This is a genomic window from Vibrio sp. 10N.222.55.C6 (genome assembly GCF_041473395.1).
In the GTDB taxonomy this organism is placed as follows: Bacteria; Pseudomonadota; Gammaproteobacteria; order Enterobacterales; family Vibrionaceae; genus Vibrio; species Vibrio crassostreae_C.
Genome location: NZ_JBFRSD010000002.1, coordinates 169,116 through 183,718, shown reverse-complemented (window position 1 = coordinate 183,718; position 14,603 = coordinate 169,116). Strand labels below are relative to the sequence as shown.

The 14,603-nt window shown below is 45.1% G+C and carries 14 protein-coding genes; 2 read left to right on the top strand and 12 right to left on the bottom strand.

Features of this window, described 5'->3' with window-relative positions; all coding sequences use genetic code 11:
• Nucleotides 1–4: 4 nt before the first annotated feature.
• From tmk to yceD, 11 genes are all read right to left on the bottom strand, one after another.
• Nucleotides 5–637 (bottom strand): dTMP kinase, encoded by a 633-nt coding sequence (tmk, locus tag AB4486_RS02555; protein ID WP_017062148.1) that lies wholly within the window; start codon nucleotides 635–637, stop codon nucleotides 5–7.
• A 10-nt stretch (nucleotides 638–647) separates the two neighbouring features.
• Nucleotides 648–1,664 carry an endolytic transglycosylase MltG gene (gene mltG / locus AB4486_RS02550; RefSeq protein WP_017062149.1) on the bottom strand — a complete coding sequence of 339 codons (1,017 nt, stop codon included), beginning with the start codon at nucleotides 1,662–1,664 and terminating at the stop codon, nucleotides 648–650.
• The gene (gene pabC / locus AB4486_RS02545; protein WP_065583975.1) at nucleotides 1,661–2,539 is read right to left on the bottom strand and encodes an aminodeoxychorismate lyase; all 879 of its coding nucleotides are present in this window, start codon (nucleotides 2,537–2,539) and stop codon (nucleotides 1,661–1,663) included. The genes mltG and pabC overlap by 4 nt, the downstream gene beginning before the upstream one ends.
• 104 nt (nucleotides 2,540–2,643) lie before the next feature.
• Nucleotides 2,644–3,888 (bottom strand): beta-ketoacyl-ACP synthase II, encoded by a 1,245-nt coding sequence (gene fabF / locus AB4486_RS02540; RefSeq protein WP_010437291.1) that lies wholly within the window; start codon nucleotides 3,886–3,888, stop codon nucleotides 2,644–2,646.
• A 93-nt stretch (nucleotides 3,889–3,981) separates the two neighbouring features.
• Complete coding sequence (acpP, locus tag AB4486_RS02535; protein WP_004737381.1) at nucleotides 3,982–4,215, bottom strand: acyl carrier protein; 234 nt, start codon at nucleotides 4,213–4,215, stop codon at nucleotides 3,982–3,984.
• Nucleotides 4,216–4,381: 166 nt separating this feature from the next.
• The gene (fabG, locus tag AB4486_RS02530) at nucleotides 4,382–5,116 is read right to left on the bottom strand and encodes a 3-oxoacyl-ACP reductase FabG (protein WP_029235138.1); all 735 of its coding nucleotides are present in this window, start codon (nucleotides 5,114–5,116) and stop codon (nucleotides 4,382–4,384) included.
• A 25-nt stretch (nucleotides 5,117–5,141) separates the two neighbouring features.
• Entirely contained in the window at nucleotides 5,142–6,065 is a 924-nt protein-coding gene (fabD, locus tag AB4486_RS02525) for an ACP S-malonyltransferase (RefSeq protein ID WP_017062151.1), read from the bottom strand.
• A gap of 80 nt (nucleotides 6,066–6,145) precedes the next feature.
• Nucleotides 6,146–7,096 carry a beta-ketoacyl-ACP synthase III gene (locus AB4486_RS02520; protein WP_017054985.1) on the bottom strand — a complete coding sequence of 317 codons (951 nt, stop codon included), beginning with the start codon at nucleotides 7,094–7,096 and terminating at the stop codon, nucleotides 6,146–6,148.
• A 5-nt stretch (nucleotides 7,097–7,101) separates the two neighbouring features.
• Nucleotides 7,102–8,127 (bottom strand): phosphate acyltransferase PlsX, encoded by a 1,026-nt coding sequence (gene plsX, locus AB4486_RS02515; protein WP_017062152.1) that lies wholly within the window; start codon nucleotides 8,125–8,127, stop codon nucleotides 7,102–7,104.
• A 9-nt stretch (nucleotides 8,128–8,136) separates the two neighbouring features.
• Nucleotides 8,137–8,307, bottom strand: a complete 171-nt coding sequence (gene rpmF / locus AB4486_RS02510; protein ID WP_004737376.1) for a 50S ribosomal protein L32 — start codon at nucleotides 8,305–8,307, stop codon at nucleotides 8,137–8,139.
• 35 nt (nucleotides 8,308–8,342) lie between these two features.
• Nucleotides 8,343–8,870 (bottom strand): 23S rRNA accumulation protein YceD, encoded by a 528-nt coding sequence (yceD, locus tag AB4486_RS02505; RefSeq protein ID WP_017062153.1) that lies wholly within the window; start codon nucleotides 8,868–8,870, stop codon nucleotides 8,343–8,345.
• Between the two features lie 149 nt (nucleotides 8,871–9,019).
• Here yceD and AB4486_RS02500 point away from each other — a divergent pair, with 149 nt between their 5' ends.
• On the top strand, nucleotides 9,020–9,601 hold the full coding sequence (locus tag AB4486_RS02500; RefSeq protein WP_372116400.1) for a nucleoside triphosphate pyrophosphatase: 582 nt from the start codon (nucleotides 9,020–9,022) through the stop codon (nucleotides 9,599–9,601).
• A gap of 265 nt (nucleotides 9,602–9,866) precedes the next feature.
• On the opposite strand, the gene rluC is transcribed toward AB4486_RS02500, so the two are convergent.
• Nucleotides 9,867–10,811, bottom strand: coding sequence for a 23S rRNA pseudouridine(955/2504/2580) synthase RluC (gene rluC / locus AB4486_RS02495; protein ID WP_017054981.1), 945 nt, complete (start codon nucleotides 10,809–10,811; stop codon nucleotides 9,867–9,869).
• A gap of 618 nt (nucleotides 10,812–11,429) precedes the next feature.
• Here rluC and rne point away from each other — a divergent pair.
• A complete protein-coding gene (gene rne, locus AB4486_RS02490) occupies nucleotides 11,430–14,597 on the top strand; it encodes a ribonuclease E (protein ID WP_372116399.1) in 3,168 nt (1,055 codons plus the stop codon).
• Nucleotides 14,598–14,603 lie beyond the last annotated feature (6 nt).

Genomic DNA, 14,603 nt, shown 5'->3' with positions numbered 1-14,603 from the left:
CTACCTACTGTTTGTCGAGCCAAGCAGTTAGCGCGACTTTAATATCAGCGGCTACTTGCTCAATTTCTTGCTGCGCGTTAATCACAAGTACAGAATCATCTTGTTCTGCAATTTCTAGATAGCGCTCACGCGTGCGGTCGAAAAATGAGATGTCCATCTTTTCAATTCTATCAAGCTCACCACGGCCTCTAGCACGCTCTAGCCCTACTCTAGGGTCTAGGTCCAAATATAGCGTTAGATCGGGTTTAAAGCCGCCTAGCGTGGTTGCTTTCAGTGATTCCATAGTCGTGCGCGCGATCTGGCGACCACCACCTTGGTATGCCTGTGAAGACATATCATGACGATCACCCAATACCCATTGACCATTGGCGAGCGCCGGCTTGATGACGTTCTCGACTAATTGAACACGTGCTGCATACATCAACAGCAATTCAGTCATGTCTTGAAGCTTCTCGCCTTCGTGCTCTTCTTTAACCAATGAACGCATCTTTTCAGCTAAGACAGTACCACCCGGCTCGCGAGTATTAACAATATCTTCAACACCCGATGCTTTTAATGTCTCAACGATGGCATTGATTGCTGTGCTTTTGCCAGCGCCTTCAAGGCCTTCAACCACGATAAATTTCGACTGATTCATAATTATTTCTTTATCTGTTTTTTCTTAATTGCTTTAAGTAAGCTCGCACTGCACGGTTATGCTCAGTCAAACTCTTTGAAAATACGTGACCACCTGTTCCACTCGCAACGAAATACAAGTAGTTGCTCTTCTCTGGATTCAACGCCGCGTTGATAGACGCTTTGCCTGCCATAGCGATAGGTGTCGGTGGCAAGCCACTCATTGTATAGGTGTTGTAAGGCGTTGGCGTGCGTAAGTCTTTCTTACGGATGTTGCCATCGTAGCTGTCACCCATGCCATAGATAACCGTTGGGTCAGTTTGCAAACGCATACGCTTGTTTAGACGGTTAACAAACACAGAAGAAACACGCTCACGTTCTGACGCAACAGCGGTCTCTTTCTCAATGATAGATGCAAGAATTAACGCTTCGTATGGCGATTTAAGAGGCAGCTTATCCGCTCGATTTTCCCACTCTTCATTCACCACGCTCATTAGGTCTCGATGCGCGCGCTTCAACAAATCTAAATCAGTGGTGCCGTAGGTGTAGTGATACGTTTCTGCTAAGAAGAGACCTTCTAGCTTTTCGTTTTCAATACCCAACTTTTCAGCGATCTCTTTTTCAGAAACGCCATCCAATGTCTGTTGAATGAATTCGTTGTCTTTTAGCTGAACAAGCCATTCGTCAAAACGACTGCCTTCAACAAAGGTAATAGTAAACTGGTGTTCTTTCCCTTCTACAAGCACCTGTAGCGCTTGCTCTAAGGTTAAACCCGGTTCAAGCAGGAAAGTACCCGCTTTTACGTCTACAAGCTCAGGATGTAACTTACGGATTAATTTCTCGTAAGGAGAAGCCTCAAACAGCCCCTCGTTAATCAACTGGGCTAGAACGCGGTTAAAGCTGCTACCTGAAGCAACAGTCACGACTTGTGGTTTTTCTAATTGAATAACTTGTTTCAGGTTATCTTGCGCTTGGTTGTAAACATAAAAACCAGCAGCACCGGCTGCAATTAAGCACAAGATAATAAAAATAAATAACTTTTTGATCACGAGTTTAGTTGTCCTTGAAGGCTACGAGTAACGGTTCCAATGTTAAATTGGGTATCACTAATACGGGTAACTGGGGCAACCCCTAAAATGGAGTTTGTCATGAAAACCTCATCAGCTTGCATGAGTTGAGATAAGCAGTAGTCACTAATTGTAACGGAAAGTTCAGCCTGATTCAGCGCGGTTAACACTTGCTTACGCATAACCCCCGCGACACCACTTTGAGTGAGTTGAGGTGTGTATATCGACTGACCTTTGCGCCAGAACAGATTGGCCATGGTGGTTTCAATCACATTGCCCGATATATCAAGAACCACACCATCCACTTCATTAGCTTGATCCATTTCATCTTTCATCAAAATCTGCTCAAGGCGATTATTGTGCTTATGGCCAGCCAGTAGTGGGCTCAAACCTAGCGCTTGATGGCAGATACCGAGTTCAACACCGGAGTCTTGCCACGCTGAATAATGGCTTGGGTAATCAAAGGTACTGATGGTGATTGTCGGCTTGGCGATATTCTTGGTACTGTAGCCACGCCCACCCGCTCCACGACTAACGTGCAGCTTGATCCCTGCTTTTTGATTATGAGGCTTGTTGGCGTTATGGAGCTTCTTTGAACCATCAAGGCTCTTTGTGCCATGAAGAGCGTTATGTTGGATGTGTTGAAGCGCAGTATCGAGCCAAAGACTAACAACATCCCAATCAAGAGCAGAAATGCGTAGTGCTTTAAGGCACTCGTCGACACGGTGCTGATGATCGTGAAGATGTTGTATCTCACCATCACTCACGAGCATTGTCGTAAAACAGCCGTCTCCGTACTGAAACGAGCGATCCAAAATATCGATAGTTTGCTGGCTTTCTCCATCAACCCAAAACATGTTTTTCCCCATAAAAAGAAACGGCTCAATGCTAAAGCATCAAGCCGTTTAAAAACAAGTCTAATTGTGACTATCTACGAGTGTTTACGTCTTTAATAAGATGATTAAATCTTTTTGAAGATCAAACAGCCGTTTGTACCACCGAAACCGAATGAGTTACATGCAGCATATTCCATGTTGCTAACTTCACGCGCAGTGTGAGGTACTAAGTCAATATCTAAGCCTTCTTCAGGATCATCTAGGTTGATTGTTGGTGGAACAATTTGGTCAACCAGAGACATAGCCGTGATGATAGCTTCAGCAGAACCAGCAGCACCTAGAAGGTGGCCTGTCATTGATTTCGTAGAAGAAACCAATACTTGCTTGCTGCCTGCTTCGCCAAGAGCACGCTTGATGCCCTTAACTTCCGCTACGTCACCTGCAGGAGTCGAAGTACCGTGTGCGTTTACATAACCGATTTGTTCACCAGTAATGCCAGCATCACGCATAGCCGCTTCCATTGCTAGTGCGCCACCTGAGCCATCTTCACTTGGAGATGTCATGTGGTAAGCGTCACCCGACATACCGAAGCCAACTAGCTCACAGTAAATCTTAGCGCCACGAGCTTTCGCATGTTCGTACTCTTCAAGAACCATCATGCCTGCACCGTCGCCAAGAACGAAGCCATCACGGCCTTTGTCCCATGGACGAGAAGCTTTTTGAGGCTCATCGTTACGAGTAGAAAGTGCTTTAGCCGCACCAAAACCGCCCATACCTAGTGGAGTTGATGCTTTTTCAGCACCACCCGCTAGCATTGCGTCTGCATCGCCGTATGCAATCATACGAGCCGCGTGACCAATGTTATGTAGGCCAGTCGTACATGCAGTAGAAATCGCGATGTTTGGACCGCGTAGGCCACGCATGATAGACATGTGACCAGCAATCATATTCACGATCGTCGACGGTACGAAGAACGGGCTGATCTTACGAGGGCCTTTTTCAGTTAGAGCTTGGTGACCGGCTTCGATCAAACCAAGACCACCAATACCAGAACCGATAGCAACACCCACACGTGGAGCGTTTTCTTCAGTAATAGTTAGGGCTGAATCATCTAAAGCTTGAATACCTGCTGCGACGCCGTACTGGATGAACAAGTCCATCTTACGAGCATCTTTTTTAGTCATATACTCTTCGCAGTTAAAGTCTTTAACTAGACCTGCAAAACGAGTTGAGAAATTGGTTGCATCAAAATGATCGATATTAACGATACCACTTTGACCAGCTAGCAGGGCTTTCCAAGAAGATTCTACAGTGTTGCCTACCGGTGACAACATACCCATGCCAGTGACAACTACACGACGCTTGGACACGATTTTACACTCCGGGGATTGAGGTGATTTAAGATGAGGATAGATGAGTTAGATAAAACACAGGCGGTCGAGGTGACCGCCTGGGAGAGATTATTACTGAGCGCTAGTTACGTAATCGATAGCTGCTTGAACAGTAGTAATTTTCTCAGCTTCTTCATCTGGGATTTCAGTGTCAAATTCTTCTTCTAGAGCCATTACTAGCTCTACTGTGTCTAGAGAATCTGCACCTAGGTCATCAACGAAAGAAGCTTCGTTTTTAACTTCAGCTTCGTCTACACCTAGCTGTTCAACAATGATTTTCTTTACGCGTTCTTCGAGGTTGCTCATTTTTTCTTTTCCTTTACAGAGTTCGCTTTATGCGATGTTTTCCGTAGTTTATTCAATCTATTGAAAGTTGCAAGGTCAACTTTTCTGGTCAAACCACAATTTTCACGATTTTAACCGAAATTACGTATGATCTTGACTTAAATCATGCACAAATGTTGCACATAATTTACACCATGTACATACCGCCATTGACGTGAAGTGTTTCACCTGTGATATAAGCTGCCGCAGGTGACGCCAAAAATACCACAGCTTCAGCGATTTCGCGAGGGTCACCTAGTCGACCTGCTGGTACATTCGCCAAAGTTGCTGCACGTTGGTCATCATTTAGCGCTTTAGTCATGTCAGTTTCGATGAAACCAGGAGCTACAGTGTTCACTGTAACGCCACGAGACGCAACTTCACGAGCCATTGATTTAGTAAAACCAATTACGCCTGCTTTTGCAGCTGCGTAGTTAGCTTGACCAGCGTTACCCATTGTACCTACTACAGAACCAACGTTTACTATACGACCTTGACGCTTCTTCATCATGCCACGCAATACAGCTTTAGACATGCGGAAGATAGGCGTTAGGTTAGTATCGATGATGTCATTCCATTCGTCGTCTTTCATACGCATCAGTAGGTTATCACGAGTGATACCTGCGTTGTTAACTAGAATGTCAATCGCACCGAATTCATCGTTGATGGTTTTCAGTGTAGCAGCAATTGAGTCAGTATCCGTTACATTAAGAGCAAGACCTTTACCGTTCTCACCAAGGTACTCGCTGATTGCAGCTGCGCCGCCTTCAGATGTCGCAGTACCGATAACTTTAGCACCACGCTCAACTAAAAGTTCAGCGATTGCACGACCGATGCCACGGCTTGCGCCTGTAACTAGTGCAACTTTGCCTTCTAAATTCATCATAACTTCTCTATTAAGTGGTTATTTACTTAGCAGCTTCTAGTGATGCAGTGTCGTTAACTGCAGCAGCTGTCATAGTTTTTACGATTCGTTTTGTTAGGCCAGTAAGAACTTTACCTGGACCTAATTCTAGTAGTTTCTCTACGCCTTGTTCGTTCATTGCCTGTACACCTTCAGTCCAACGAACTGGGCTGTATAGCTGACGAACAAGTGCATTTTTGATTTTCGCAGGGTCTGTCTCAGCAATAACATCAACGTTATTGATAACAGGCAGTGCTGGCGTATTGAACTCTAGCGCTTCTAGAGCAACCGCTAGTTTGTCTGCTGCCGGCTTCATCAGTGCACAGTGAGACGGCACAGAAACAGGTAGCGGAAGTGCACGCTTAGCGCCCGCTTCTTTACAAAGTGCACCAGCACGCTCTACTGCAGCTTTGTTACCCGCGATAACAACTTGGCCAGGAGAGTTAAAGTTAACTGGAGACACAACTTCGTCTTGCGCAGCTTCTTCACACGCTTTAGCAATCGCTTCATCGTCTAGACCGATGATTGCGTACATTGCACCAACACCTGCAGGAACCGCTTCTTGCATCAGTTGACCACGTAGTTCAACCAGCTTGATCGCTTCTTTAAAGTCGATAACGCCGGCACATACAAGAGCAGAATATTCACCTAGGCTGTGACCTGCTAGATTTACAGGTTGCTCTAGGCCAAGCTCTTGCCATACACGCCAAATTGCAACAGACGCTGTTAATAGAGCCGGTTGAGTGCGAAAAGTTTCATTTAGATTTTCTACAGGACCATCTTGAACCAATGCCCATAGATCGTAACCAAGTGCTTCTGAAGCTTCAGCAAATGTCTTTTTAACAACATCATACTGTTCGCCTAGGTCAGCAAGCATACCGATAGCTTGAGAGCCTTGGCCTGGGAATACGATAGCAAATTTGCTCATTGTAATTTTCCTTTAAGCAAAGCAAAAAATTGAATAAGGCACATAAGTTATGTGCCTTGTTTGTTGATTATCGCTTAGGGTTAGAATTTAACTAACGCAGAACCCCAAGTGAAGCCGCCGCCAAATGCTTCAAGTAGAAGCGTTTGACCACGTTTAATTCGCCCGTCGCGAACAGCCTCATCTAGGGCCGTTGGTACGGTAGCTGCTGACGTGTTGCCGTGCTTATCAAGAGTAATCACTACTTGATCAAGCGACATCGTCAGCTTTTTAGCGGTTGCCGAGATAATACGGTAGTTCGCTTGGTGTGGAACTAACCAATCAAGCTCTGACTTATCCATATTGTTCGCCGCTAAGGTGTCTTTAACTAGCTTAGAAAGCTGAGTTACCGCCACTTTAAATACTTCGTTGCCCGCCATGTGCAGCCATTTGTCTGCATCACCGCCGCGCTCTGGTACTTCTAGGCTTAGAAGCTCACCGTATTTACCATCAGAGTAAATATGAGTAGACAAAATACCTGGCTCTTCGCTTGCGCCTACAACCACCGCGCCTGCTGCATCACCAAATAGGATGATAGTAGAGCGGTCAGTCGGATCACAGGTTTTTGACAGTGCATCAGCACCAATTACCAAAACGTTCTTACACATGCCAGTCTTGATGTGTTGATCAGCAACAGACAGTGCGTAGACAAAACCAGAACACGCTGCAGCCAAATCAAACGCAGGGCAGCCTTTGATACCAAGCTTGCCTTGTACCTGACATGCCGAAGACGGGAATGTGTGGCTACTGCTGGTTGTCGCAACGATGATTAAATCAATCTCTTCTTTGTCGATACCTGCCATTTCAATGGCATTTTCAGCAGCGTAAAACGCCATATCAGCAACGGTTTCGTTTTCCGCTGAAATACGACGCTCTTTAATACCCGTTCTAGCAACGATCCACTCATCGCTAGTCTCTACCATTTTCTCTAAGTCTGCGTTAGTACGCACCTGAGATGGCAAGTAGCTGCCAGTACCTAAAATTTTGCTATACATGAAGACTAATAATGCCTCTCGAGTAAAACCGCTTCCAAACGATCGCTAATGCGGCTGGGGACTTGTCGTTTGACCTCGTGTACTGCTTCACCAATCGCGTTGACGACTGCAGACACATCAGCACTTCCATGACTTTTAATGACAATGCCGCGCAATCCTAACAAACTTGCGCCGTTATACTGGTCGGGGTTCAAGGTTTTTAATTCAGTAAATAGCTCAGAAAACAGCATTCTGGCTATCCAACCCTTTATTGTTGAAGCCATCATGCGCGTTTTTAGCTTATCAATAAAGAGCTGAGCCGTACCTTCGCACGTTTTTAAGCAGACATTGCCCACAAAACCATCACATACGACGACATCAGCAGCATCTTGAAGTAATTGATTACCTTCAATATAGCCTATGAAGTTCACAGACTGAGTATTAGACAACATTTCAGCGCATCGTTTTACAAGGTCATTGCCTTTAATTTCTTCTGCACCGATATTCAAGATAGCGACACGTGGTGCGCGACCTAAATGTTGTTCTGCTAATGCACTGCCCATGACAGCAAACTGAAACAGTGAATCTGCGTCACTAGAAACGTTCGCCCCTAAATCAAGCATCCATGTGCGATTTCCGGATGCAGTAGGCAAAGCTGAAACCAATGCAGGCCTATCAATACCGGGAAGAAGCTTGAGTCTGAAACGGGATAAAGCCATCAATGCGCCAGTGTTACCACCACTCACACAAGCATCAGCCTGTGATTCGGCGACCAGATCAATCGCAGCACGCATGGAGCTACCCTGACTGTTACGCAAGGCTAGTGAAGGTTTTTCAGAATTGGAAATGACTCGATCACAATGCTGGATACTCAAACGAGAATCAGGCATTCGACCTAATGAAGATAATTGAGATGTGATCGCGTTTCGATCACCTATTAGAATGACTTTTAGCTCTGGGAAATACGACAGTGCCTGCACGGCGGCAGGCACTGTTACACGAGGACCGAAGTCCCCGCCCATTGCATCAAGCGCAACGGTTAGATTTTGCAAAGGTCAACCTTACTTGTTGATAACCTTTTTGCCGCGGTAGAAACCTTCGGCAGTCACGTTGTGACGTAGGTGAGTTTCACCTGAAGTTGCGTCCACAGAAAGTGCAGCTGTAGTTAGCGCATCGTGTGAACGACGCATGCCACGCATTGAACGTGATTTCTTGCTCTTTTGTACGGCCATTGACCCTACTCCTATGTAAATTCTTAAAGAAGCAATTACTTCTTTAAGCTTTTTAAAACATCAAATGGATTCGGCTTTTTGTCTTCCTCAATTTCTTCAGGAAGTTCACCAAACACCAAGTTATTTGAGTTAACGCTACATTTCGCATCGTCGTGCATTGCTATTTGTGGCAATCCAAGGATGAACTCGTCTTCAACTAATTGAATCAGGTCTAACTCACCGTACTCGTTCAGATCTACCAAATCGTACTCTTCCGGTGCTTCCTCTTCACTTTTCTCACTGTAAACAGGAGTATAAGTAAATTGGACATCGCACTCATGTGCGAAAACCTCATTACAACGTTGACACTCTAAATCGACTTCGACGTTAGCTTTACCAGAGATAACGACTAATCGTTGTTCATCAAGCCCAAATGACATTGAGACTTGCGCGTCACGTTTTACGCCTTCAGTTGCTTCAGTTAAACGCTTCAAAAGACTGACCTGGATGATACCATCCATATCGAGTCGTTTTTGAGCGGTTCTTGCCGGATCAACTGTACGCGGTATTTTTTCCTTTTGCATAGGGCGCGAATCTTATCTTCCAAATCGTGTTTAGTCAAAGGAAATGGCAAAAAAAATGTACTTTCCTGCCTTTCCTATTCAGAGCATTATGAATAGCAGGACAAGTTACGTTATCCTGAGATAAATGCTTCCTTGAATTGTAAATTAAAATGAGAAATTACCAACTAGTTTTAGCCTCTACATCACCATTTAGGCAAGAGATCCTCAAAAAACTACAGTTAAGCTTCATTACAGCCAAGCCAGACTGCGATGAAACGCCGCTTCCAGAAGAGACACCACAACAGTTAGTGATGCGTCTTGCTGAGACCAAAGCTAAGTCTTGTGTTGTGGAGCAACCTAGCTTAGTCATTGGTTCTGATCAGGTTTGCGTAATTGATGGAGAGATCATTGGTAAGCCTCACACTCGAGAAAAAGCGATCGAGCAATTATCTCGTCAAAGCGGCAAGAGCATTACTTTTTATACTGGGCTTTCGGTTTGGAACAACGAAACCAATGAAGCTGACACGCGTCTCGACACCTTTGTAGTGCATTTCCGCGATTTAACTAAGCAACAGGTCATTAGTTATGTTGAGAAAGAGCAGCCTTATTACTGCGCAGGTAGCTTTATGTGTGAAGGGTTAGGCATCGCGTTGTTTAAACAGATGGAAGGGAAAGACCCAAATACTTTGATCGGCTTACCGCTGATCGATCTAGTCGATATGTTAGAAGCGCAAGGAATGGGTGTACTATAACGGATACGCTCTCTTTGTTAGAGATCCCTACTCCTTCCTTCGTCAGTCTAGGGAATGGCGGAACACGCAATTTTATCTAACCAACTAATGATATAGAGCGTGATTTTAAAAAGTCGTCATCCTCAAGAGCGAGGAACGAGCGACTTGGGGATCTTCTACAACAGATGAAAACAAAAAAGGTTGACGATATTCGTCAACCTTTCTCATTTATGGATACTGAAGAACAAATTTAGAGGCACTCTATACCTTCGTATCTCGTATCTTCTTAAAGCTTACGTAAACCAGTTAGGGCTTTCTCTAGCCTTCTTTCCATTGGCGCCGAGATATCCATCTTCTCTTCACTACCTGGGTGTGTGAACTTGATGTTTGCTGCATGTAGGAACAGACGATCAAGACCAACCTTACCCGTGTAAGCGTCAAAACGACGATCACCGTAGCGATCATCCCAAGCAATTGGGTGACCAGTATACTGAGCGTGCACACGAATTTGGTGTGTTCGGCCTGTAATTGGGCTTGCTTGAATCAACGTCGCCTCTTGGAATTTTTCTAAAACCTTAAAACGGGTTTCAGAAGCTTTACCATTCGGGTTAACTCGAACAATGCTGTTCACTTCATTTTTCAACAAAGGTGCGTTGACGACTTTGCAGCTGTTCTTCCATTCGCCCATAACTAAAGCGAAGTAGTATTTTTGAACCGTTTTTTCACGGAACTGTGCTTGAAGGTGTCTTAGCGCCGAGCGCTTCTTAGCAACAAGCAAAATGCCAGACGTATCTCTATCGATACGGTGCACTAATTCAAGAAAACGAGCATCAGGGCGAAGAGCACGTAATGCTTCAATCGCGCCAAATTTTAATCCGCTACCACCATGAACAGCAGTGCCAGACGGTTTGTTAAGAATTAGCATGTGATCATCTTCATAAATGATGCACTGTTCTAATTCTGAAACCTTGTTGAGTTTCGTGCTCGGCACGTTCTCTTCTGTTTTCTCTTCAATAGTAACCGGAGGGATACGAACTAAATCGCCAGCTTTTAGTTTGTACTCAGCCTTAATGCGTTTTTTATTTACGCGGACTTCGCCTTTACGCACGATTCGGTAAATCATGCTTTTCGGGATGTTTTTTAATTGGTTGCGTAAGAAGTTATCAATACGCTGACCAGCCATATCTTCGTCAATGTCGACAAATTGGACTTGGGTTCTAATTTCGCTCATTGCGCTATTGTATCACTGTCACTTTTGATAATTGAGATTTTCTTAGCCCTATTCCGAACTTATTTATCCCTAATCCTTACCGATCTATCCCAAAATGGTCGCCGAAGTTCTATATTTCTTTGATTCTTCGAACAAAAAAGCACCAAGATTCCTGCAAATTAAAATATCAATTGATAAATTATTTATAGACAGTGAGTTAGAGCTATCAAAACCCAAACAAAAACTGTTTTTTTTACAGCATTCCGACAAAGCAGATTGCTGTGTTTACCGACCGCTGCTATAGTTCACAGCTGCTATCAGTGGTTTGACTATTATTTAAACAGCTAACCATTCATAAGCAAGTAAATGAGTAGATAACTCAGATTAGACAGTGCTGCAATCGGCGTAAGACACGGTCAACTGAGTTCCTTATCGCTCTACTCACGTACACTCATGTTGAGTATTCACCGCCACATCGCGGATCATAGGCTAACTCCCTATGATGACTGACGTGCCCCAGAGCATCCCTCTCCAGCCGGGAGGCTGCACCGATAAAGCCATGGGATCTGGCACCATGAGAAACGAAATAAAGCGATAAGAACAATGATGAAAATAAGAAAAGACAATGAGAACTTCTAAATGAAAAGAATGTTAATTAACGCAACTCAAAAAGAAGAGTTGCGTGTCGCTTTGGTTGATGGCCAACGACTGTTCGATCTAGATATCGAAAGTCCAGGTCACGAGTCAAAGAAAGCGAATATCTACAAAGGACGTATTACCCGTATTGAACCAAGCCTAGAAGCGGCATTCGTTGATTACGGCGCAGAACGTCACGGTTTCCTCCCTCTTAAAGAAATTGCCCGCGAATACTTCCCTGAAGGTTATACATACCAAGGCCGTCCTAGCATTAAAGAAGTGCTAAAAGAAGGCCAAGAAGTAATCGTACAAGTAGAGAAAGAAGAACGTGGTAGCAAAGGTGCTGCACTGACAACTTTCATCTCTTTGGCTGGTAGTTACTTAGTTCTTATGCCTAATAACCCTCGTGCTGGCGGTATTTCTCGTCGTATCGAAGGTGATGAACGCACTCAACTGAAAGCAGCATTAAGCACTCTTGAGCTTCCTCAAGGTATGGGCTTAATCGTGCGTACAGCGGGTGTTGGCAAAAGCGCAGAAGAGCTAGAGTGGGACCTGAATGTTCTATTGAACCATTGGGGCGCTATCAAGCAAGCTTCTGATTCAAATGCAGCTCCTTTCCTAATTCACCAAGAGAGTAACGTTATTGTTCGCGCAATTCGTGACTACCTACGTCGTGATATTGGCGAGATTCTAATCGACAGCAATACTATTTTTGAACGTGCTCAAGCGCACATTCAATTAATACGCCCAGATTTCATGAATCGCGTTAAGAAATACGATGGTGAAGTGCCACTATTCAGCCATTACCAGATTGAAAGCCAGATCGAATCTGCTTTCCAACGTGAAGTTCGTCTTCCATCTGGTGGTTCTATCGTAATCGACCCAACAGAAGCACTGACTTCTATCGATATCAACTCTGCTCGTGCAACAAAGGGCGGCGATATTGAAGAAACAGCACTTAACACTAACCTAGAAGCTGCCGATGAAATTGCACGTCAATTACGTCTACGTGACCTAGGTGGTCTTGTTGTAATCGACTTTATCGATATGACCCCGGTTCGCCACCAACGCGAAGTAGAAAGCCGTCTACGTGATGCCGTTCGTTTAGATCGCGCACGTGTTCAGATTGGTCGTATTTCTCGCTTTGGTCTTCTAGAGATGTCTCGTCAACGTTTGAGCCCATCACTAGCAGAAGCAAGCCACCACATTTGTCCTCGTTGTACAGGTACTGGTGTTGTTCGTGATAACGAATCTCTAGCACTTTCTGTTCTACGTTTGATTGAAGAAGAAGCTCTAAAAGACAACACAGCACAAGTACTTGCTGTTGTGCCTGTTCCAATCGCTTCTTACCTTCTGAACGAAAAACGTCGCTCAGTAAACCACATCGAGAAGAACCAAGAAGTTAAGATCACTGTTGTTCCTAACTCAGACATGGAAACGCCGCATTTTGAGGTTATCCGTGTTCGTGAAGGTGAAGAGTTCGATCTACTATCTTACTTGCTGCCTAACAAGCTAGAAGCTCTAAAAGAAGCGGAAAGCAAAGAGCCTGCTGAACAGACTATTCGTCCTAAGAAGATCGAAGAACCTGCTCTGAAAGGCTTCGCAGCTCCTGCTCAATCAGCACCAACTCCTGCTCCAGCACCTAAAGCTGTAGAAGAGAAGAAAGCTGAACCAGCAGCGACTCAAGAACCAGGCCTAATTGGTCGTTTCTTCAAAGCTATCGGTAGCTTCTTATTTGGCTCTTCAACTCAAGAAGAGAAAAAAGAAGAAGAGAAGAAAGAAGAAGAAAAACCTAAAAACAATCGTAACAACGGCAACCGTCAACGCCGTGATCGTAACGATAACCGTCGTCGTAACCAACGTGGTGAGCGTGGCGAACAGCGTAACGACCGTGGTGAACGTGGTGACAATCGTAACGAAAACCGTGACAACAAACGCCGCCGTAAGCCAGCTCGTGATGAGAAGCCTGAAGAGCAAAAAGAAGCAGCTCCACAGCAAACTCGTCAGCCTCGCAAGCCTAAGCAAGACCGTCGCAACAAGCCACGTGATGAGCAGAAGCAACGCGAAGAGCAAGCACCATCTAAATTAGCAGAAGAAGGTCTACAGCTAGCAGCAGAAGCACAAGCTGGTAAACCGGAAGCGCCTAAGGCTAAACCTGAAGCAAAAGCAGCTAAGATTAAAGAGCGTCGTCAGCGTCGTAAACTGAACAAGCAAGTTCGTGTTAAAGACCAACAAGCTCAAGCTGAAGATAACGCTTCAAAAGAGCAGGTTGCTGCTAAAGAACTATCTGTTTCAAAAGAACAGTCAGTAGCTCAAGAGCAAAAAGTTGCGGAACAAGTAGAAGCAACTCAAGCGAATGCAGAGCAAACTGAACAGGAAGAGCCGAAACAACGTCGTAACCGTCGTTCTCCACGTCACCTACGTGCAAGTGGTCAACGTCGTCGTCGCGGTCGTGATCGTCGCCCTAACCCATTCCGCCTACGTAAAGGTGGTGTAGCTTCTCCAGAGATGGCTATGGGTAAAGTGATGCCTCGCTTCATTCCAAAACCTCACCACAAGCAGGCAAAGCCTGAAGTGGCTGAAGTTCAAGTAGCAGCTGAAGCTCAAACATCTGTTCAAGAGCAGAATGTTGCTCTAGAGACGGCACCACAAAGCAACGTATCAATGACTGGCGGCTTCGCATGTCCAGAGCTTGCAATGGGTAAAGTTATCATCCGTCGTGAAGATGCTGCTGTTGAAGCTCAAGTAGCTGAGACTCCTGCTGTAGTTGAAGCTCCTGCAGTCGTTGAAGAAGCACCAGTGGTTGTTGAAACCGCGAAAGTTGAAGCTCCAGTGATTGCAGAAGCGACGAAAGTTGAAGCGCCTGTTGTAGCAGAAGCTGTGCAAGCAGAAGCAACACCAGTTGTTGAAGCTGAAGCGCCTAAAGCTGAAAGTGCAAAAGTTGAAGAAGCACCTGTTGTTAAAGCAGAAGCTCCTAAAGCGGCACCAAAGGCAGCTGTTGCTAAGAAGCAAGCCGGTTCACCAATGACTAAAGCTCCTGGTCCTCAAGAGATCAAAGAGATTGAAGTGATTGCAGCTCCGTTCCGCACTGAACGTTTTGTATCGAAAGGTGCAGGCAGTCAGGCAGCGTCGAACAAAGCTGGCGCGGCGATGACTAAGCCAAACTACTAGTGATTA